Raw genomic sequence first — 21,124 nt, forward strand, 5'->3', positions numbered from 1 at the left:
TTAGACTTCCTCCTTCACCGCCAATCTTATTCTGCTCAATCAAAGCCCGCAGTTTTCCTATCTTTTTCTACTTTTTCACAAACTCCTTAAACACTCGGCAATTTAGGCAGCCAAAATACCAACGCCAATAGCGTGGCTAATAATACCGGCGGCGTTATCAGCAGTCCGACCTTCATATATTGCCCCCAGCTGATTTTATAATCCTTTTCAGCCAATACGTGTAACCACAATAGCGTCGCCAAACTACCAATAGGCGTGAATTTTGGTCCCAAGTCATTGCCAATGACATTGGCATAAATCATCAACTCTCGAGTAGCAGCGGGCACTTGGGCGCTATCAATCGCCAGCGCTCCTATTAGCGTCGACGGCATATTATTCATCACAGACGCTACGATGGCGGACAAGAACCCTGTGCCGACCGTCGCAACGAGCGCGCCTTGTTGACCTAGCCAATTAAGTATTCGTGCGCCATAGGCGGTAAGTCCTGCATTGCCCAAACCATAAACCACTAAATACATACCGATTGAAAATAATACAATTTGCCACGGTGCTTTTTTAAGAATATTGACGATAGAAAACTTAGCATCACGCCCGCCTTGCCACCAGCGTCCAGCTATGGCCATTAGGATAAGCGCCGCGACACTAGTCACCACTGAGATAACCAGCCCGAGCGATTCAGTCGCGAAATACGCCACTAATAATAATACTAATAGTGGAAAAGCCGCCCGAAATACCAGCGGATCTTTGATAGCCGATTGAGGTGCGCTAAGATTTGCCGTTGAGTAGTGCCTCGGAATGTACCGCGCATAAGCAAGCCACAATACCGATAGCGTCGCTAGGACAGAGACGATATTTACCGGTACCATCACCGCCGCGTAGCGACCAAAACCAATATCAAAATAATTAGCGCTGACGATATTGACCAGATTAGAAGTCACCAACGGCAAGCTTGCGGTATCGGCGATAAAGCCAGTGGCAATAATAAAAGCTAAAGCAGATTTGGGGGCAAAATCAAGGCGCAGTAGAATAGCAATCACAATTGGCGTCAGCAGTAAGGCCGCCCCATCATTGGCAAAGAAGGCGGAGATAAACGCTCCTAGCAGCACAATCATCGGAAATAGCAAACGCCCGCGCCCATTGCCAAGCCGAGCCACGTGTAATGCCGCCCAGCCAAAAAATCCCGCTTCATCTAAAATAAGGGAGATAATAATCAGGGCGACAAAGGTAAAAGTGGCGTCCCAAACGATATCCCAGACAATACCAACGTCAGACCATTGCACCACACCAAATACTAAGGCAACCAAAGCGCCGCCCATCGCACTCCAACCAATGCCAAGCCCTTTCGGCTGCCAGATGACTAAGACCAGAGTCACGATAAAAATAGCGAATGCGAGCATGAAGTAACCTTAATGAGCCAATTGAAGCAATGAAATATTAATAAAGGCAATAATAAAACAATGACGTTAGAGTGATTTTTGATTGACGCGTTGGGAGACTTCCGCAGCGCTTTCGACCCGTTCTGAATAGCGATCGGTCAGATACGCCGAGCGCCCACGGGTAAGCCACGTAAATTTGACCAACTCTTCGCAAACATCGACGACGCGCAAATATAATGGTGACATTTTCATGCGATCATTATCGTCAAATTCCAAAAACGCTTTGGGGATAGAAGATTGATTGGGGATGGTAATCATACGCATCCAGCGCCCAAGAATACGTAATTGATTGACGGTATTAAAACTTTGGCTGCCGCCACTGACTTGCATGATAGCCAGCGTTTTACCTTGGGTCGGACGTACGCCGCCGAGCGCCAACGGAATCCAGTCAATTTGCGCCTTCATAATACTGGTAATACTGCCATGGCGTTCTGGACTAACCCAAAGCATGCCCTCTGACCACTGTGCCAACTCGCGTAACTCTTGCACTTTTGGGTGGTCGCTATCGGCGTCATCTGGCAGTGGCAAGCCTGATGGATTAAACATTCTCACCTCGCAGCCGTACCAACGCAATAGACGACTTGCTTCTTCAGCGGCTAATCTAGAAAATGAACGCGCACGCAGGGAGCCATATAACACCAATATTCTTGGCGCATGGCGTGGGTCATCTTTACCGACCAAAGACTCAATATCAATGGCTTGTATTTGATCAAAATCAACATTGGGTAAATCGTTTTTCAGTAAATCAGTAGCGTCAATATTACTAGTACTTTTACTAGCAATATTGTCTGTCACTAAGGCTTTAGTTTCTTTATTCTGTAACATGCTTCACCACTTCCCCATTCTCTTTTGTGAAACTATTGACCGGATTTTGCAGTAATTCAAACACTTTTTCAGACGGTCGGCACAGCGCCGCGCCTTTATCGGTAACAACAATAGGACGATTGATTAAAATAGGGTGCGCTATCATGGCATCAATCAGTTGCGCGTCCGTCAATGCTGGATTGTCTAAACCAAGCTCGGTATAAATACTCTCTTTACTGCGTAAAAGCTCGCGCGGGGTACTCTGCATCAATGCCAACAGCTCAACCAAGTACTCACGAGATGGCGGTGTTTTTAGGTATTCCACCACATCTGGCGTCTCACCTGAGGCCTGCATAATGGCAAGGGTATTACGAGAAGTGCCACATTTTGGATTATGAAAAATCATTGGCGTCATAAGGTTTTCCTCTTTACGTTAAAGGGATTAGATTTAGTATGTCTTGATATGACCAAACCGCCATGCAATTAAAACAACGTATAATTAATAGATAAATAAGCACTTGATTGAATAAACCCTAAACTACAGCATTTTTACCTAAACATAATAAATTTAAAACTATGGCAAAAAAACTACTCATTATAACGCGAGTTGGATTGGTCGTTATCGGTGCCGTTATCATGGTTGATTGTGCCGTGTTAATGACGGTTGGCAAAATTAACTTTGGTACTGTCGTGCCGTTTTTATTGGGCAGCGCATTTGTCGCCCATGGGATATTTTGGCATGCCATCCGCAAGTTTACTAGGCAAAACCCATTTCGCAATCGTCTTTGGTACACGCTATGGCTGCTATTTTTTATTTGGCTGATAAGCTTTGGGTTATTTATTTTCTCATTGCAGCAGCAAATTAAAAAGAGCTCGCAGCCTGTATCGGAGGTCGCGGCGATTATTGTATTAGGGTCAGGTACTATCGCCGGTAAGCCAACACCGACGCTTGCTCAGCGTTTAGATACGGCGGCACCGCTGATTAAAGCACAGCCCGAGGCATTAGCGTTGACCAGTGGTGGCATTGGTATGGGGCAGACACATAGCGAAGCCAGTATTATGGCGCGCTATTTACATGAGAAGCATGGCATTGCTCTTGAGCACATTTTGCAAGAAGGTAATAGCACTAGTACCGCCGAAAACTTAATTTATAGCCAAGTCATTTTGGCAGCAAAAGAAGTGCCTATCACGGCGCCTATTGCCATTGTGACCAGTGATTTTCATACCATTCGTGTGGCTGCCATTGCCAAGCATCAAGGCTATCAGCGACCTATTTTGCTCGCCAGCCCGACGCCGCTATCGATTCGCTACAATGCTTGGTTTCGTGAGTATTTTGCCTTCGTTAGTGGTTGGCTGTTTGGTGAGTATTAATGATAAAGGCCATCAATAAGGCAACTCGGCCAATAATTTAGTCCTGCAATATAACTAAGAACGACTATAGCCTTCATAAATATAATAACAACGGATTCCGCTATGCTCGTCGATATTTTATTAACCATTCACTTTATATTATTGGTGCTGATATCCTTGCGCGTCCTTGCGCGCCATGACTTAACGGCGCCGGCGCGTTTGGCTTGGTTGGTGATTTTATTTCTCTTGCCTTATTTTGGCGTCCTAGTTTATTGGATGTTCGGTGAGGTACATTTAGGACGCAACTTCACACGCGAACGTCAGAAAATTATCGATAAATTACATCGCCATCGCCCAGAGGTACTTGGTAGCAATGTGGCGTTATTACATGCCGTTAAACCTGAGTACCGCGCAGCCTTTGCTTATTCAGCAAAAGCCACTGGCTTTCAGACGACAGTTGGCAATCGCGCTAAGCTAATGGCAGATGCCAATGAGACGCGCAAACGTATGATTGACGACTTTGATGCGGCAACCAACCATATCCACGTGCTGTATTATATTTGGCTGGTCGATGGCATGGGTACGGCTACCGCAGAAGCGCTGATTCGGGCAGCAAAGCGCGGCGTCACCTGCCGAGCGATGGTCGATGGCATGGGCTCGCGCAAAATGGTCAGCTCAAAGTTATGGCAAGAAATGAAGGACGCGGGTGTGCAGCTCAGTGTGGCGCTACCATTAACCAATATCATAAAGGTTATGCTCTTTAGCCGTATTGACTTGCGCAATCACCGCAAAATTACCGTGATTGATGGCAAAATCGGCTATTTTGGTAGCCGTAACTGCGCCGACCCTGAGTTTCGCGTAAAGCCCAAATACGCCCCTTGGGTCGATATTATGCTGCGTATCGAAGGGCCCATCGTTGCGCAAAATCAGATGCTATTTGCCAGTGATTGGCTAACTGAAAACCCTGATACGCCGCTCGACAGCTTTCCGTATAGCACCGATTTACAGCCAAACCTGCCGCTCAATGATTTTGCTGCGCAAGTTTTCTCTGATGGACCGACCCAGCGTCATGGTAACACCCCGCAGTTTTTGGGTGCTTTAATTAGCCAAGCCCAGCATACCCTGATAATTTCTACCCCTTATTTCGTGCCTGATTATTCGCTGGTCAGTATCCTATGTGCGACCGCCTATCGCGGGGTTGAAGTAACGATGATTTTTCCGAAAAAAAATGACTCCTTTATCGTTGCTGCGACCAGTCATAGCTACTATTGGGAATTGCTTGAGGCTGGCGTAAAAATCTACGAGTATAGGCCGGGGCTGCTACACGCCAAAACCCTGACCGTCGATGGTGAAATCAGCTTGATTGGCTCAACCAATTTGGATTTACGCAGTTTTCATTTGAATTATGAAAACAATATCGTCTTTAGTGATAACAAACTGACCGCCGATATTATGGAGCGCCAATATCAGTATATCGCTGATTCTGATGAAGTAACGCTTGAAGAGGTTAACAACTGGCCGTTGCCGTATCGGATTTGGAATAATGTCGTCGCCACCATGGGACCGATTTTATAAGTGGACCTTTAGCCTATTGCCGCCTATTAATGAGCGGGCATTTTTTGCAAAATATAGATAACAAACTTAGCTTCTGTCGCAAAAGGTTGTGCTGCCACCTCTGCTAGTAGCGTCTGCCTTTTTTCGCTGCGCGCCCGATAGGCATAAGGGGTCATGGTCATTAAATCTGCCAATGCCTCTGCCGCTAAACTGAGCTTACTACTGACATGATGAGTCTCTAACAACTGAAAATAAGGCGCTAATTCGTCCAAAAACTTATCAGAATCATGCTCGCGGACGTCATCAAATAACGCCTCACGCATCGTCGCCAAATGCCCAACATCGGGCTTGGCAATGATCATATAGCCCTCGTCGCTTAACACTTCATTAAATGCTTCTGGCAAAATGGGACTAAAGATACTGCTAATACCATCGATACTATGCGCGCGTAGCGGCAAATGCGCCGCGCTAGTCACCAGCGGGTAAATAGCTGCTGCATAAGTCCCATCTTCCTTAGCCTCCTCAGCCCCTTGATACCAAAGACGACCTAAAGCCTTACTGGTTCTCGACAGCTCTACAACAGCAGGTTTACTGATATCGGCAGCAATAAGCATATCAATACCTGTTTGCGCCATTGCCTGCGTGTAATAGCCCTCTCCGCAGCCAATATCCAGCCAATTAATGGGTTTATTTTTTTGCTTAAGACTGGCTTTTTTTGCCATCAATAACGCTGTCATCTTTTGGCAAATTAAGTCATTTAATGGCTGATAATGCCCGGCATTTAAAAACCGTTTACGCGCCTCAATGGATTGCTGACTGTCGCCCGGTGCTTTGGATTTTTTTTGTTGCACCGGTAATAGGTTGATATAACCCTGCCGCGCCACATCAAATGGATGAGCGGTTTGCTTAGGGTTTAAGCTACCATCACAGCGCCACGTATCGTCGGCGGGCTGCAGAGGTGATTGGCAAAGGGGACAAATAAATAAGCTCACAAGTATCTCAACGTTAGCGCAATATGGCGGCCATTTTAACAAAGTTCCGGCTAAGTAAGGGATAAATGCCGCAACAAAAAGAAGTTCGCATAAGACCTAAAAAAAGCCATCTTAGATTTTAAGATGGCTTTTGATTTGAAATTTTTTTGATTTAAACCTGTTTGACAACTTAACGCAGTTTTAAGGTCATCAGCCCAAGAATCACAAGGATAATGGCAATAATCCAAAACCTTGCCACCACTTGGGTTTCTTTCCAACCAATCTCTTCAAAGTGATGATGCAGTGGTGCCATACGAAAGACGCGTTTTTTACGCAGTTTATACGAGCCAACCTGTAGCATCACCGACAAGGCTTCGGCAACAAATAAACCGCCCATAATGGCAAAGGCAATCTCTTGACGGGTCATAACCGCAATTGTACCGAGCATCGCGCCCAATGCCAGCGCCCCAACATCACCCATAAATACTTGCGCTGGATGAGCGTTAAACCATAAAAAACCTAACCCTGCGCCAATCATCGCGCCGCAAACAATAATCACTTCTGAGTTATAAGCAATATAAGGCACATGTAAATAATCAGCAAAGCGTACGTCGCCTGAGACATAAGCCATGGCGCCTAAACCTGCCGCCACCAAGACCACCGGCAAAATCGCCAAACCATCTAAGCCATCAGTTAAGTTAACGGCGTTTGAGGCACCATTAATTACAAAATAGGTAAAGATAATAAAGCCAATTCCAAAGGGCACTGCCGAAAAAGGAATCATCCAATCTTTAAAAATCGGTAATAGCAAGTCCTGCATCTCACGCGTGGTCGCTATATCTGGCTGCAAGGTAGCAATATAATATAAAGACACCCCGACGAATAACGCCCCCATCGACAGCCAAAAGTATTTTTTGCGGGCGATCAGACCTTTGGGATCTTTATATTTGATTTTAAGCCAATCATCCGCCCAGCCAACCGCGCCAAAGATAATCATCACGATGAGCAAAATCCACACATAGGGATTGTTTAATCGCGCCCACAGTAAAGTCGATACCCCAATTGCGCTTAGAATCAGCACCCCGCCCATGGTTGGTGTACCGGTTTTGACCAAATGCGACTGCGGACCATCATTGCGAATCGCCTGACCGTACTTGAGCGCACGCAGGCGATTGATGACGCGACTGCCAAACACCATACTGAACGCCAGCGCAGTAATAACCGCCAACAACGCCCGTAGCGTCAACGAAGAAACCGCAGAAAACGGCGTATAATACTGACCAAGCCAGCCAAACAACCAAACTAACACCGCCTACTCCTCGACTAGCGCATTGATAAGGGTTTCCATTTCCATGGAACGTGAGCCTTTAAACAGCACCGTACAAGGCTGCGCCTGCTGTGCTTGTAAATAAGACTGCAAATAGGCCAATAAACTGTCTTTATCAGCAAAGGCATGGGCATTGATAGCAGAAATCTCTTGCGCGCCCGCCACCGTATAGGGCGCATATTGACCAACGCACAATAGTACATCGATGCCAGTGGTCGCAATGGTACGACCTAAGCTTTGGTGCTCACTGATCGCCGCCTCTCCTAGCTCGCCGATATCGCCAAGTACCATCACCTGCGTACCCGTTTGCGCCGCCAGCACTTTAGCAGCTGCGCGCACCGAATGCGGATTGGCGTTATACGTATCATCAATCAAGCGATGCATACCAAGGAGCTGACTATTCAAACGCCCTTTTGCAGGACGGGCGTTTTCAAGCCCGACGACAATATCGCTAATATCGATATTTAACGCATGGGCACAAGCAGCAGCAGCCAACGCATTATTGACATTATGCTCGCCCGCTAATGGCAAATTAATATCATGGACTTGGCTACCAATATGCAGCTTAAACTCACTGCGCTCAGGCTCGACATCTAAATGACTGGCACTGACATCGGTATTGCCAAATCCTATAACGTTTGGGGTATGCTTTTCAGCGATACGGCGCAATTGATTGGTAAAATCATCTTTATCAGGAACTATGGCAAATTGGTTATCATGTAAGGTATGGTAAATTTCAGCTTTGGTTTGGCAAATGCCTTCGCGGCTGCCAAATTCTCCCAAATGCGCGGTACCAATATTTAAGATACATGCCACGTCAGGCTGCACAATCTCAGCAGTATAAGCAATTTCACCGATATGGTTTGCGCCCAGCTCCAAAATGGCATAGCGATGATGATCAGATAATTCGAGTAGCATCATCGGCACGCCTAAGTCATTATTGAGGTTGCCACGGGTAATCAGTGTTGGTGCCAAGCGACCAAAGATACTACCGAGCATCTCTTTACAGGTGGTTTTGCCGCTTGAGCCCGTAATGGCAATGACGGTCAAATCTTTGTGCTGCTGCCGACGATAGGCCGCCAATTGACCGAGCGCCAAACGCGTATCATTGACAACCAATTGCGCAATATCAGCAGCAATCGGACGTGAAACGATAGCCGCAACCGCACCTTTTTCTATAGCAATATCCAGATAATCATGTCCGTCAAAATTATCACCCGTTAAGGCTAAAAAGATATCACCGGTTTTTATAGTACGCGTATCGGTAGCGATACGTGTACTGCTAATGGGTTTGTTTGCGTTATTGTTTGGCTCTATAGGTACTGCCCCAAATTGCCAATGGCCAGCGAGAGTTTTGGTTGCCGCAAGCAGATTGTCTGCTTGCCAAACATACAGCCCTTGCGACTGAATGCTGTTATCGTTGTCGGCTGTCATAATGATTACCTTATATATGATGACTACTTATCTTTGATATTTTTAAGTATAGGTTTTTTAAAACGTACAAAAAATGAATGGCAGGCGCTATTACTTCGCTATAAATACTATAAACGTCCGGCTTGCTTAAGGGCATGTTGCAAAATAACGCTATCGTCAAAATCATAACGCACGTGGTTAATCTCTTGATAGGTTTCATGACCTTTGCCCGCGATAACGACAATATCAGCAGGCGCTGCTTGCTTGACCGCATATTCGATGGCAGTTTGGCGCGCAGGCTCGATATGGGTACGCTCGTACTGTGCGCGGGTCATGCCCGCTTGCATATCTTGCAAGATTAAATTTGGGTCTTCGGTACGTGGATTGTCCGCCGTCAATACCACTTTATCAGCGCCCGTCAATCCCGCTTGCGCCATCAGTGGACGCTTGCCCGCATCACGATCACCGCCGCAACCAAATACTGCCCACAGCTCACCTATACAATGGGTTTTTAGACTGGCAAGCACTTGGCTTAACGCATCAGGCGTATGGGCATAATCGACGATAAAACAGCCATTAGCAGATGGCACACGCTGCATGCGCCCTACCGCGCCTTGCAGTTGCGGGATAACATCAGCAATCTGCTCAAGGCTAATTCCTAAAGCCACAGCAGCGGCGATAGCGGCAAGTAAATTGGCAACGTTAAAACGCCCGAGTAATGGGCTAATGATATTAATGCTCTTGGTTTCTTTATTTTTAAAATCCGTACGCAGTGCAATCTCAACCCCTTGCAAGCTTGGCTTGATATCAGCGGCAACAAAGGTTGCAGATTTTGCTGGGTCTAAACTATAGCTCCAAACGGTCAAACCACTGGCATGCGCCGTGTCGAGCATAATCTGGGCATGCTCGTCATCGATATTGATAATGGCGTGAGTTAACTCGGGGAAATGCGCTTTATCAAACAGCTTGGCTTTTGCCACGGCATATTCTGCCATATCCGCATGATAATCGAGGTGGTCACGGCTCAAATTGGTATAAATTGCCACCGACACCGGCACTCCTTGTAATCGCTGCTGATCAAGACCGTGTGAGCTGGCTTCCAATGCCAATAATTCCGCATTCTCGATACCCATTTGATATAAAAACTGCTGGACTGCTAAAGCATCGCCTGTGGTATGGCTGGCTTGCACTAACGCGCCAAGCCTACCGTTACCTGCCGTGCCCATCACCGCGCTACTCATACCCGTCAATTGCGTCAATTGTGCCACCAATTGGCTGATGGTGGTTTTGCCATTGGTACCAGTCACCGCAACGACCGTCGGTAAGGTCACAGGCTGCTGATGCTGTAAGCGCGCTTGAATCAAATCACCTAAAAAATCACGAATATGGGGTACGTATACTACTGGACAAGGCAGTGCTGCTAATTGCTGCTGCGCTTTAGAGCGATCACTATCGTTTGTGAAGGAAGTATTGGCGTGTGGCGGCACACTAGCGGTAGACAGCAAAGCGATTGGGTCAATTTCCGACAGGATAAACGCCGCCTGCTCAGCGGCTTGATATAAGTAGTCGCGACTTTTTTGGCAATTTGGTGTATGACTTTTTAATAACACAAAGACATCCTTTGCTACTAACTGACGGCTGTCTAGACGGAACTGCTCAAAGGGAATATGAGCAATCGAAGTTTTTGCTTTCGGTAGTTGACTGCTATATGTGCTTATCAGCGTTGTTAATGCTTGCGTTAAGCTATGGCTTTGCCTATCTCTATCGTTGCCACTGGTTTCAATCAGCTGTTGTAAGGTGACTGCGGTATTGCTTTTTGGCGAGGTAGACAGAGACATTGGCAAATCCTAAACGGTTAAAACGCATCAAATAGTTAACAGCTGAAACATGGAGCTTAGTCATGAAACTTGATCATGAAAATTGGTCATAAAACTCAAGCATGGAATTTACTTTTTTAGCTACGGCTCTTCAGTTTTCAATGGTTTATCTAACGGCACATTATATAAACGTAGCGCCTCTTTCATAACATTATGAAAGACAGGGGCTACCGTTAAGCCAGCATAAATCTGACCACGCGGGTCTTCGATAAGCATCACCCCGACCAGCTTAGGATTGGACGCGGGCGCCATACCAGCAAAGACGTTTCGGTACTGGTCGCTATAGTAGCCGCCTTTGGGGTTGATACGGCGTGAGGTACCTGTTTTACCGGCCACACGATAGCCATCAATCGCAGCAGCCTTTGCCGTACCACCTGGTTCTGTAACGCTTTCTAGCATTTGTACGATAGACATGGCTTGTTCGTGCGCCATAATACGTTTGCTGGGCTGTTTTTTGTTAACTTTAATCAAGGTTAATGGGTGCATTACCCCACCAGCGGCAAGCGCCGAATACGCCTGTGCGACCTGAGCTAAGGTGACTTGTAGGCCATAACCATAACTGACCGTTGCTCGTCTTGACGTTTCTTTTTCTTTTGGCGTAACGACAAGACCACTGCCCTCGCCGGGGAATTGCAGCGGAGTTTTTGCCCCAAAGCCAAACTGTCTTTGCATATTGGTAATGGCATCAGGCGGCAAGGATAACGCAATCTTGGTTGAGGCGACGTTACTAGATTTTTGTAGTAATGTCGCAAGCGTAATGCGTCCCAGATTATTGTGGTCGCGAATGGTATAACCGCGCACACGAATAGAGCCAGGATTGGTATCAATCAAAGACGTGGTGGTATATTTACCTGAATCCAATGCTGCTGCCACGGTAAATGGCTTCATGACCGAACCCGGCTCAAAGACGTCGAGCAGCGCACGGTTACGCTGGTTTTCACCCGTCATCTCGTTCAGATTATTAGAGTTAAAGGATGGCCACGTCGATAGCGCTAGCACTTCGCCCGTTTGTACATCAACAATCATACCAGTCGACCAGCGCGCTTTTTGTAAGCGACCGGCTTTTTCAAGCTCTTTATAAAGCAGATACTGTAAGCGCGAATCAATCGTTAAGGCGACATCTTTACCCGGTACTTCTGGCTCGACTTGCTTGATTTCTTTTAAGCTATTTTGCTTGGCGTCTTTTAATACTAGCACCTTACCGTCTTCACCCGCCAGCGCCGTTTCATACTGACGCTCAATACCAGCCCGGCCTTCATAGCCGCCTTCAGGATCATTGGCGTTTTGCCCCATGAACCCTAACAACTGCGAGTTTGGTTGCGGCTGCGGATAGTAGCGCTGAAAGAAGTTTTTCTCATAGACACCCGGGAAATCGAGCGAGCTGACGCTTTGGGCAATCTCAGGCGTGACTTTATTAAGGAGTGGCAGATAATGTGAACCTGCGCCCGATGGCAACGCCGCTTTCACCGCTTCTTCATCGGTGACGTCAATACTGTCATCGATAGCCGTGACTTTTTTTAGCTCAGTAACTGAGATATTGGCCGCTGCTGCAAGCGTGGTTAAATCCATATTATCTAAACGCTTTTGCATACGCGCGACAAGCTGCGGACTTTCAGGATTTGTCAAAATAATACGTTTCAGCTCATAATATTCGCGCGCATAATCGTGCGGGCTAAACGACACGGTCGCAAGCGGCGCACTGACAGCTAAAGGCAAATCATTACGATCGGTAATCATACCGCGATAGGATTTTTGCGTACGCACGCTGGTAATCAGCTCATTGCCTTTATCTTGATAAAACTGCGCATTGGCGACTTGTATATAATAAGCACGGCCAATTAATAAGCCTAAAATGACTAACGATATTGCCCAAATCGTGCGAAAGCGGTTTTTGTCCAGCTCAACACCGCCGCGCGACGATGCCCCAGAGGCTTTACCCAAAAAGGCTCTTTTGCTTTTTTGGGTTTTTACACTGGTATAAGCGCCCTGCTCTTCGTTCTTTTTTAGGCGGCTAAATAGCTTAGCTTTGCGGTTATCGGCCGCTTTATTGTCAGCTTTGCCGCTTGTTTGTCCAGATTTGGCAACACTGGCACGGCGTAGCGGCTTAGTGACTTTGCCGCTGGCGGATTTTTTACTGTTATTTTTGGCCGCTTTATCGTTTTTGGCAGTGGGCTTTTTATCAGTCATCGTCCTGCCTCCGCAGCGTTAGCATCCGCCTCAAAAAAATCTGTTTCATTGGCAGCGGCAGCATCTGTGCCATCGTCTTCGAGCACTGGCGCGACGGCAACTGCCGCTCCCGGCTGAATAATCAGCTTATCTTTAAGCGTTGGCGAAAACATACCCAATTCAGCAACGGCGCGACTGGCAATTTGCGGGGTCGCACTAAAGGTTTGCTGCTCGATAAGCAAACGCTGGTGTTCTACCTGTAGCTTGCGCTCTTGTTTTTTCATATCTTGCAAAGTTTTATAATCCTGATGATATTGCTGCACGCCCTCTGCCGTCTTGATGCCGCTCCAGATAATAGCCGCTGCCAGTAACACTAATATGACCACGTATATACTGACCACGTTAAATCGGCGCACGAATAATTCGCCAACATCAGTATTAGGAGGCATTGCGGCGCGGCGGTTTACAGGTTTGTCAGATATTGCCATGACGATCTCAAAAAAGTGAACTTCAAAATAAAAAAAGCGCTAAGATTTGCGAGTGAACACACCCTCATGAGCCATCAGCACCATCAATAAAAATAACTACCAATAAAATCAATAAACACATAACCAAGCAAAAAGTAACTGCTGAGCCTAGCAGAGAATGTTTACAGCTTTTTAACAGCCGCGTAATCATTAAAACATTCAGTCATATTTTACCCACATAACTGAATAGCAAGTTTTAAGACTTAGCTTAAGAATTATCATCTGCTTTATAATCTGTATCGCTACGAGTCGCCATGCGCAGCCACGCACTACGCGCGCGCGGATTATTGCTTATCTCAGCCTGACTGGGGCCAACACGTTTTGGTTTACTAAAATAACGCGGACGCTTGGGCGGCATCGGCAAGTTTTCATCTTCTGGATACTGACCTTTGCTATGGCGCTGCAAAAACTGCTTGATACGGCGATCTTCTAACGAGTGAAAACTAATCACTGCCAGCTGACCGCCCGACTTTAAAATTGGAATACTTTGTTCCAAAAAGTCATCCACATCGCCAAGCTCATTATTGATAAAAATACGCATGGCCTGAAAACTTTGCGTCGCTGGGTGCTTACCACGCTGCCAATTTGGATGCGCTGCTTTTATCACTTCTGCCAGCGCAAGCGTGGACTCATAGCTGTCCATCTGCTTAATCGCACGGGCAATACGGCGGCTGTGACGCTCTTCGCCAAACTCATAAAGCACATCGGCCAAGGTTTCATCGTCGACTGTCTCGAGCCACTCGGCAACCGACTGCCCGCGACTGGTATCCATGCGCATATCGACCGCGCCATCGCGCATAAAACTAAAACCACGCCTACCGTCATCAATCTGCGGCGAGGAAATACCCAAATCCGCCATCAGACCGTCCACTTTCGTGATACCCATCGCCGCTAGGCTATCGGTCAAGGTTGCAAAGCTATCATGCACCACTTTGACGCGGCTATCAGACTTTGCCAATTCTTGCGCAACGCTAATCGCTGTTGGGTCTTTATCAAACACAATTAAGGTTGCATCATCAGCAAGCTGACTTAATAGCAGGCGGCTATGCCCACCGCGCCCAAAAGTTGCATCCACATAAATGCCACTTTTTTGTAAGCTGTTTTGACGGCTGTCATCTGTTTGTTTGGGCAGCGTTTTGACACCCAATACCGCCGACACCGTTTCTTGTAGTAGCACGGCGTCATGGACAAAACTTAATTCATTAGAACCCGCTTGCTGTATGACGGGCTCTTGAGCAGAATCGTTTTCAACAATAGACGAATTGACCTCTGACTCAGAACTATCAATGACTGAAGAAGGGGGTTCTTTAGAATTTAACGTGTTTTTTGACTTTGGATTCGATATGGACACAAACGACTCAGTAGATGATGACCTTTTTGGCCAGTAATAGTAAAAAATCAGATGAAAATAAACAAGTTATGACTCACCTAGCATTATTATCGCAAGGATATACGGTGAGTCAAGCGCTAGAGAGGCTTTTCGTTAAAAATATCTCAGCTCTCTGTTATACTAGCGCTATATTTTACGCTATTTTTCTACCGTGACGGCGACTGTTTCACCCGTATTTTTTATACAATCTCCTTATTCGCCTTGAGCTTTAACTTTTCTCGCCATTTTATTCATTCACCAGCATATTCTGAGATTTTTATGACCCAAACATCATCCCAAGCCAACCTTGATAGCAAGCGCTCTATTCGTACGCGTATTGCGCCTTCGCCTACTGGTTTTCCGCATGTCGGCACCGCTTATATCGCCCTATTTAATTTAGCCTTTGCCAAAGCCCACGGCGGCGAGTTTATTTTACGTATTGAAGATACCGATCAAACGCGCTCAACCGAGCAATCTGAACAAATGATTTTGGATGCGCTGCGTTGGGTCGGTCTTGACTGGGCGGAAGGTCCAGATATCAGTGGGCCGCACGCACCGTATCGTCAGAGTGAACGTAGTGATATTTATAAAAAACATGCCGAGCAGCTGATAGAAAATGACCATGCGTTCCGCTGTTTTTGTACCCCTGAAGAGCTTGATACCATGCGCGCTGAGCAAATGGCCAATGGCGAAACGCCGCGCTATGACGGTCGCTGCGCACATTTAGCGCCAGAAAAAACCGCGCAATTGGTCGCTGAAGACAAGCCTTACGTTATTCGTATGCGTGTGCCAACCGAAGGCGTCTGCCAGATACATGACATGCTACGCGGTACGGTTGAGATTCCTTGGACGCAAGTCGATATGCAAGTGCTGCTAAAAACTGATGGCATGCCAACTTATCATCTCGCCAACGTCGTCGACGACCATTTGATGGAAATCAGTCATGTTATGCGCGGTGAAGAATGGCTCAACTCGGCACCGAAGCATCAGCTGCTTTATGAGTATTTTGGTTGGGAGATGCCAGTTCTTTGCCATATGCCGCTACTGCGTAACCCTGATAAATCAAAGCTGTCAAAACGTAAAAACCCAACCTCTATCACTTACTATCGTGATGCTGGCGTGCTACCTGAAGCATTGCTCAACTACCTTGGCCGTATGGGCTACTCAATGCCAGATGAAGCGGAGAAATTCACCTTAGAGGAAATGATTGCCAGCTTTGATATTCAACGTGTATCGCTTGGCGGCCCTATTTTCGATATCGAAAAACTCAACTGGCTAAATGCGGAATGGCTACGTGCGCTTACCCCTGAAGAGCTTAAAAACAAAATCCTTGAGTGGGCAAGTGACAGCGATAAACTGACCGCGATTGCCGCGGCGATTCAACCACGTATTGAACTGCTGTCTGATGCGGTTAACTGGGGCGGCTTTTATTTCCAAAATCTGCCTGCTATCACCGCTGAGAGCTTTACCCATAAATCGCTGACGCCTGAGCAAATTACCGAGATGCTACAACTGGCGCTTTGGCAGCTAGAAACCTTGCCGACGTGGACGGAAGAAAACATCTATGCCACCCTAAAAGGTCTTGCTGCACATCTTGATATCAAGATGCGTGACTTTATGGCGCCGTTCTTTATCGCTATCGCTGGTAGCACCTCATCGACGCCTGTCATGAACTCTATGGCGATTATTGGCGCTGATATGACGCTGACACGCTTGCGCCATGCGGTTGATGTCCTAGGTGGCCTTGGTAAAAAGAAGCTGAAAAAACTTGAGAAACAAGCGGCAGAATTGCCAGACTTCTTGGCGGCTGAATAGTTTGGCTGCTAAATAACCTTGTACTGGTTAATTAAGAGTAGAATGCATAAGTAATAAAAAAGGGTTAGTTATAATTACTGACCCTTTTTTACGTCAATCTCCGTACTTAAATGCCCATAATTAGCCATTTAAATACTTTTACTAACTTTTTTTGCATTATTTTGCATTATTTTTAAAATAGCGGTTGACAAGACTGCTGGTCTTACCTAAAATACGCACACTCTTAGCGAGGGGCTATAGCTCAGTTGGTAGAGCACTTGCATGGCATGCAAGGGGTCAACGGTTCGACTCCGTTTAGCTCCACCATACTATTTGTCGCAACGTTCAGTTTACTGACACTTTGATAAATACTCGCTAGTAGGACGATATCAGCACCTAGGCAAGGCTTGCTCTATTAATAGATAAGCACTCTGATATTGTGAAGTACCGTTGTAATGCTATTGTAAAATAGTGGTTATGACACTCTATGCGTCCCCATCGTCTAGAGGCCTAGGACACCGCCCTTTCACGGCGGTAACGGGGGTTCGAATCCCCCTGGGGACGCCACTATTCGGCGTCAATGATTAGCACTTTTGCTTAGCGCCTTTAAGCATCAGATTAGACTAATAAGCGCACAATAAAAAATCCCAGTCATCATACGGTGACTGGGATTTTTTATGTCTGTGATTTATTATAGACGTTTAATGCTATCACAAGGAGATATTGGCTATGTTTGGTATCGAGAATTACCTAGGGTTTGTCTTGGCGGCTATCTTGTTAAACCTGACCCCTGGCAGCGATAGCATGTATATCATCACCCGCAGTATTTCACAGGGGCAAACGGCGGGGTTTTATTCCGTGCTTGGTATTATCTCAGGGATTTTAATACATACATTATTGGCGGCGCTGGGCTTATCCGTTTTACTGGCCAACTCTCCTACCGCATTTATGATTGTTAAATATATAGGTGCTAGCTATTTGTGCTATCTAGGCGTCAAAATGCTTATGAGTAAACAGCAGCCTTTGATAGGCGCGAGTTTACAAGAAAACGGAAAACCTTCTTCTGCTAAGACTTTAGATTATTGGCAAATATATAAGCAAGGTATGCTCACCAATACCTTTAATCCAAAAGTCGCGCTATTCTTTTTGGCTTTCTTTCCGCAATTTATCAATCCTAACTATGCGAATAGCACCTTGTCCTTTTTACTTTTGGGACTAACATTTGCCGTCACTGGTTTTATATGGTGTTTATGTTTGGCATTACTGGCGTCAAAATTCAGTGAAAAGCTGCGAGAGAATCCAGCTATCGAATCTATTTTAAATAAAATTAGTGGAGTGGTGTTTATTGGCTTAGGTATTAAGCTATTGACTGAGAAGGGTTAAAGGTAAAAATAACGAATTAAAAAGTATTGCGCATAAAAAAGCCCAGTCATCACGACTGGGCTTTTCTTATTGTCACTTTAATTAAATATTACGCTGCGTTTTTACTTTCAGCTGCCAATTGACGTAGTACATAGTGCAATACGCCGCCATGACGCACGTATTCGCGCTCTTTTGGCGTCTGTAGCATGACGTTTACCTCAAAGGTTTCAGTTGAACCATCAGCACAGGTCGCCGTCACTGTTGCGGTTTTACTCTCACCATTATCAAGGCCTGTGATACTTAGCACTTCAGAACCGTCTAGGTGATAAGTATCGGCGTTTTCACCATCTTTAAAAGTTAATGGCAACACGCCCATACCGACTAAGTTTGAGCGGTGAATACGCTCAAACGAGCTGGTCAATACCGCTTTTACGCCGAGCAAAATCGTACCCTTCGCTGCCCAGTCACGGCTTGATCCAGACCCATATTCTGCACCGCCAAGTACCACAAGTGGGCGCTGATCTTCTTTATACTTCATTGCCGCGTCATAGATGGGCATTTCTTCGCCGTCTTGGAGTGTGGCGTTGTCACCTTTAAAGTAGTAAGTATAGCCACCCTCTTTACCGCCCATCATCTGGTTTTTGATACGGATATTGGCAAAAGTACCGCGGGTCATGACCGCATCGTTACCACGACGTGAGCCATAACTATTAAAGTCGGCTGGCATCACACCACGCTCTTGTAAGTACTTACCCGCAGGAGAATTTGCATCGATATTACCGGCTGGCGAGATATGGTCAGTGGTGATTGAATCGCCAAATAAACCCAAGATACGCGCGCCTTCGATATCAGGGATACCTTCTGGCTCCATGGTCATGCCATCAAAGAACGGTGGGTTTTTGATATAAGTAGACTTTTCGCTCCATGGATACAGCTGACTATCGGCTGAGCTAATGGCGTTCCATGCAGCACTACCGTCAAATACTTCGCCGTAGTTTTTACGGAACATATCGGCGTCGATATTATTGGCAATTAATTCATTAATTTCATCGGACGTTGGCCAAATATCCTTTAGGTAGACATCGTTACCGTCTTGGTCTTGTCCTAGCGGATGGGTGGTCAAGTCAATATCAACCGTCCCTGCCAGCGCATAAGCAACCACCAGCGGTGGCGACGCCAAGTAACTGGCCTTGACGTGCGAGTGAATACGCCCTTCAAAGTTACGGTTACCCGATAACACCGCAGCGGCAACCAAATCGTTTTCTTTGATACCTTGTTCAATCGACTCTAAGAGTGGGCCTGAGTTACCGATACATGTGGTACAACCATAACCAACCAAATAGAAGCCTGTTTTCTCTAGCTCATCCATCAGTTTGGTTTTTTCAAGATAATCGGTAACAACTTTTGAGCCTGGTGCCAATGAGGTTTTTACCCAAGGCTTGGCTTTTAAACCTTTGGCAGCGGCTTTTTTCGCCACCAAACCAGCGCCAATCATCACCGCCGGGTTTGAGGTGTTGGTACAAGAGGTAATCGCGGCGATAACCACCGAACCATCACGCAGTTTGTGGCTCTTATCATCGATATTAACGTCAGAGAAGACATTAGGCTTGGCATATAGTCTATCGGCTTGCTCTTGCTGCGCACCTTCTTGGTCAAAGCGCACCTTACCATCGATTTCTGACTTACGGTCTTTGGTCATTTTCTCTAGCGTTTCGCCAAACTTCTCATGCATATCAGACAAATTGATACGCTGCTGTGGCAAGTTAGGACCGGCAAGGGCTGGTTTCACCGATGATAAGTCCAGCTCAAGCTTACTTGAATACGTCGCCGCTGGGGTATCGGCATCGTGCCATAAGCCTTGTGCTTTGGCATATTTTTCAACCAGCTCAATCTGACTTTCTTCACGACCTGACAGACGCAGATAATCAATCGCCATTTGGTCAATCGGGAAAATACCACAGGTTGCGCCGTATTCTGGTGACATGTTGGCAATGGTTGCACGGTCAGCGAGTGGCATACTGTGTAAACCTTCGCCATAAAATTCGACGAATTTACCTACCACACCGTGAGCACGTAACATCTCAACCACGCGTAGTACCAAATCCGTTGCGGTCACGCCTTCGGTCAATTTGCCTTTGAGCTCAAAACCGACCACTTGTGGAATGAGCATTGAGGACGGCTGTCCAAGCATCGCCGCTTCCGCTTCGATACCGCCAACACCCCAACCGAGTACGCCGATACCATTAATCATCGTCGTGTGACTGTCTGTACCAAATACCGTATCTGGATACGCGGTCAGCTCTCCGTCTACTTCAGCAGCCATTACTACACGCGCTAAATATTCTAAGTTAACCTGATGCACGATACCGGTTGCTGGTGGCACAACGACAAAGTTTTTAAAGGCGTTTTTGCCCCAATGTAAAAACTCATAACGCTCGTTATTGCGCTTAAATTCAATTTTCTCGTTTAAGTCTAGTGCATCTTCGCGGCCATAAGCGTCGACCTGTACTGAGTGGTCAACGACCAACTCACTTGGGATAAAGGGGTTAATTTGCTCGGCACGACCGCCAAGCTCAACGACCGCATCACGCATCGCTGCCAAATCCACCACTGACGGTACACCAGTGAAATCTTGCAAGACCACACGCGCAGGCATAAAGGCGATTTCTTTTGACGCTTCTGCGCCAGCGTCCCAATTGGCAACGGCTTCGATGTGGTTTTTGCCGACAGATTGACCGTCGTCTTCATTACGTAATAGGTTTTCTAAGACGATTTTCATACAAAACGGCAATTTGCTGATGTTCTCGTAAGTGTCAGTCAGCTTTGGCAAGCTATAATAAACGTGCTCCTTGCCAGCGACTTCAATCATATCTTTTACATTAAAAATATCACTCATGGTAGCTTCCTTATCGTTGTTATAGATCCTAAGCATAAATCCTTATGCCATTAATACGACTGTGAATGCATGGCAATTTATGCTGATAACTGGTGGCTTATTTCTTCTTAATTTAAATGAATGTGCTTAAATCGAATGGCGACACCTATTTTTTAATAAGCGCTCGTTTTTAACAAGTGCTAAGTACAATAGTTAACGGTGCTTTTATTTGAATAAATGTTTATTGATAACGGTGAGGTGAACAAAATCGCCGTTAACAAAAGATATATGCATCTGTT

The 21,124-nt window shown here is 46.3% G+C and carries 15 protein-coding genes and 2 tRNA genes; 6 read left to right on the forward strand and 11 right to left on the reverse strand.

What is annotated here, in order from left to right; genetic code table 11:
• Positions 1-86 precede the first annotated feature (86 nt).
• From ACPEGP_RS08590 to arsC, 3 genes are all read right to left on the reverse strand, one after another.
• Entirely contained in the window at positions 87-1,397 is a 1,311-nt protein-coding gene (locus tag ACPEGP_RS08590) for an arsenic transporter (protein WP_423813150.1), read from the reverse strand.
• A 66-nt stretch (positions 1,398-1,463) separates the two neighbouring features.
• On the reverse strand, positions 1,464-2,261 hold the full coding sequence (gene arsH, locus ACPEGP_RS08595) for an arsenical resistance protein ArsH (RefSeq protein ID WP_423813151.1): 798 nt from the start codon (positions 2,259-2,261) through the stop codon (positions 1,464-1,466).
• Positions 2,248-2,655, reverse strand: a complete 408-nt coding sequence (gene arsC / locus ACPEGP_RS08600; RefSeq protein ID WP_068404294.1) for an arsenate reductase (glutaredoxin) — start codon at positions 2,653-2,655, stop codon at positions 2,248-2,250. The genes arsH and arsC overlap by 14 nt, the downstream gene beginning before the upstream one ends.
• 161 nt (positions 2,656-2,816) lie before the next feature.
• Here arsC and ACPEGP_RS08605 point away from each other — a divergent pair, with 161 nt between their 5' ends.
• Entirely contained in the window at positions 2,817-3,611 is a 795-nt protein-coding gene (locus ACPEGP_RS08605) for a YdcF family protein (RefSeq protein ID WP_068404296.1), read from the forward strand.
• Between the two features lie 102 nt (positions 3,612-3,713).
• The gene (gene cls / locus ACPEGP_RS08610) at positions 3,714-5,165 is read left to right on the forward strand and encodes a cardiolipin synthase (RefSeq protein ID WP_068404298.1); all 1,452 of its coding nucleotides are present in this window, start codon (positions 3,714-3,716) and stop codon (positions 5,163-5,165) included.
• 26 nt (positions 5,166-5,191) lie between these two features.
• Here cls and ACPEGP_RS08615 read toward each other — a convergent pair whose 3' ends face one another.
• The 7 genes from ACPEGP_RS08615 to rsmH all read right to left on the reverse strand — a co-directional run bounded on the left by ACPEGP_RS08615 (position 5,192) and on the right by rsmH (position 14,647).
• On the reverse strand, positions 5,192-6,136 hold the full coding sequence (locus tag ACPEGP_RS08615) for a putative RNA methyltransferase (RefSeq protein WP_423813152.1): 945 nt from the start codon (positions 6,134-6,136) through the stop codon (positions 5,192-5,194).
• A gap of 169 nt (positions 6,137-6,305) precedes the next feature.
• A complete protein-coding gene (gene mraY, locus ACPEGP_RS08620; RefSeq protein ID WP_068404301.1) occupies positions 6,306-7,424 on the reverse strand; it encodes a phospho-N-acetylmuramoyl-pentapeptide-transferase in 1,119 nt (372 codons plus the stop codon).
• Positions 7,425-7,427: 3 nt separating this feature from the next.
• On the reverse strand, positions 7,428-8,876 hold the full coding sequence (locus tag ACPEGP_RS08625) for a UDP-N-acetylmuramoyl-tripeptide--D-alanyl-D-alanine ligase (protein ID WP_423813153.1): 1,449 nt from the start codon (positions 8,874-8,876) through the stop codon (positions 7,428-7,430).
• Positions 8,877-8,983: 107 nt separating this feature from the next.
• On the reverse strand, positions 8,984-10,693 hold the full coding sequence (locus ACPEGP_RS08630; protein ID WP_423813154.1) for a UDP-N-acetylmuramoyl-L-alanyl-D-glutamate--2,6-diaminopimelate ligase: 1,710 nt from the start codon (positions 10,691-10,693) through the stop codon (positions 8,984-8,986).
• 120 nt (positions 10,694-10,813) lie between these two features.
• Positions 10,814-12,919, reverse strand: coding sequence for a peptidoglycan D,D-transpeptidase FtsI family protein (locus tag ACPEGP_RS08635; RefSeq protein ID WP_423813155.1), 2,106 nt, complete (start codon positions 12,917-12,919; stop codon positions 10,814-10,816).
• The gene (gene ftsL, locus ACPEGP_RS08640; protein WP_068404308.1) at positions 12,916-13,386 is read right to left on the reverse strand and encodes a cell division protein FtsL; all 471 of its coding nucleotides are present in this window, start codon (positions 13,384-13,386) and stop codon (positions 12,916-12,918) included. Before ftsL ends, ACPEGP_RS08635 begins: the two co-directional genes overlap by 4 nt.
• Before the next feature lie 247 nt (positions 13,387-13,633).
• Positions 13,634-14,647, reverse strand: coding sequence for a 16S rRNA (cytosine(1402)-N(4))-methyltransferase RsmH (gene rsmH, locus ACPEGP_RS08645; RefSeq protein ID WP_423814272.1), 1,014 nt, complete (start codon positions 14,645-14,647; stop codon positions 13,634-13,636).
• A gap of 426 nt (positions 14,648-15,073) precedes the next feature.
• Here rsmH and gltX point away from each other — a divergent pair, with 426 nt between their 5' ends.
• From gltX to ACPEGP_RS08665, 4 genes are all read left to right on the forward strand, one after another.
• The gene (gltX, locus tag ACPEGP_RS08650) at positions 15,074-16,609 is read left to right on the forward strand and encodes a glutamate--tRNA ligase (RefSeq protein ID WP_423813156.1); all 1,536 of its coding nucleotides are present in this window, start codon (positions 15,074-15,076) and stop codon (positions 16,607-16,609) included.
• A gap of 230 nt (positions 16,610-16,839) precedes the next feature.
• Positions 16,840-16,915: transfer RNA gene (locus ACPEGP_RS08655), tRNA-Ala, on the forward strand.
• A 164-nt stretch (positions 16,916-17,079) separates the two neighbouring features.
• A tRNA-Glu gene (locus ACPEGP_RS08660) sits at positions 17,080-17,155 on the forward strand.
• Between the two features lie 162 nt (positions 17,156-17,317).
• On the forward strand, positions 17,318-17,971 hold the full coding sequence (locus tag ACPEGP_RS08665) for a LysE family translocator (RefSeq protein ID WP_423813157.1): 654 nt from the start codon (positions 17,318-17,320) through the stop codon (positions 17,969-17,971).
• 88 nt (positions 17,972-18,059) lie between these two features.
• Here the strand turns inward: ACPEGP_RS08665 and acnA are convergent, their stop codons facing one another.
• A complete protein-coding gene (gene acnA, locus ACPEGP_RS08670) occupies positions 18,060-20,846 on the reverse strand; it encodes an aconitate hydratase AcnA (RefSeq protein WP_423813158.1) in 2,787 nt (928 codons plus the stop codon).
• Positions 20,847-21,124 lie beyond the last annotated feature (278 nt).

It is taken from the genome of Psychrobacter sp. 219-2-C (assembly GCF_049560815.1).
GTDB lineage: Bacteria > Pseudomonadota > Gammaproteobacteria > Pseudomonadales > Moraxellaceae > Psychrobacter > Psychrobacter faecalis.

What these genes read in the sequence shown, in the direction of transcription:
- ACPEGP_RS08590 (WP_423813150.1), bottom strand. Translation starts at nt 1,397, where the DNA reads ATGCTCGCATTCGCTATTTTTATCGTGACTCTGGTCTTAGTCATCTGG.
- arsH (WP_423813151.1), bottom strand. Translation starts at nt 2,261, where the DNA reads ATGTTACAGAATAAAGAAACTAAAGCCTTAGTGACAGACAATATTGCT.
- arsC (WP_068404294.1), bottom strand. Translation starts at nt 2,655, where the DNA reads ATGACGCCAATGATTTTTCATAATCCAAAATGTGGCACTTCTCGTAAT.
- ACPEGP_RS08605 (WP_068404296.1), top strand. Translation starts at nt 2,817, where the DNA reads ATGGCAAAAAAACTACTCATTATAACGCGAGTTGGATTGGTCGTTATC.
- cls (WP_068404298.1), top strand. Translation starts at nt 3,714, where the DNA reads ATGCTCGTCGATATTTTATTAACCATTCACTTTATATTATTGGTGCTG.
- ACPEGP_RS08625 (WP_423813153.1), bottom strand. Translation starts at nt 8,876, where the DNA reads ATGACAGCCGACAACGATAACAGCATTCAGTCGCAAGGGCTGTATGTT.
- ACPEGP_RS08630 (WP_423813154.1), bottom strand. Translation starts at nt 10,693, where the DNA reads ATGTCTCTGTCTACCTCGCCAAAAAGCAATACCGCAGTCACCTTACAA.
- ACPEGP_RS08635 (WP_423813155.1), bottom strand. Translation starts at nt 12,919, where the DNA reads ATGACTGATAAAAAGCCCACTGCCAAAAACGATAAAGCGGCCAAAAAT.
- ftsL (WP_068404308.1), bottom strand. Translation starts at nt 13,386, where the DNA reads ATGGCAATATCTGACAAACCTGTAAACCGCCGCGCCGCAATGCCTCCT.
- gltX (WP_423813156.1), top strand. Translation starts at nt 15,074, where the DNA reads ATGACCCAAACATCATCCCAAGCCAACCTTGATAGCAAGCGCTCTATT.
- ACPEGP_RS08665 (WP_423813157.1), top strand. Translation starts at nt 17,318, where the DNA reads ATGTTTGGTATCGAGAATTACCTAGGGTTTGTCTTGGCGGCTATCTTG.
- acnA (WP_423813158.1), bottom strand. Translation starts at nt 20,846, where the DNA reads ATGAGTGATATTTTTAATGTAAAAGATATGATTGAAGTCGCTGGCAAG.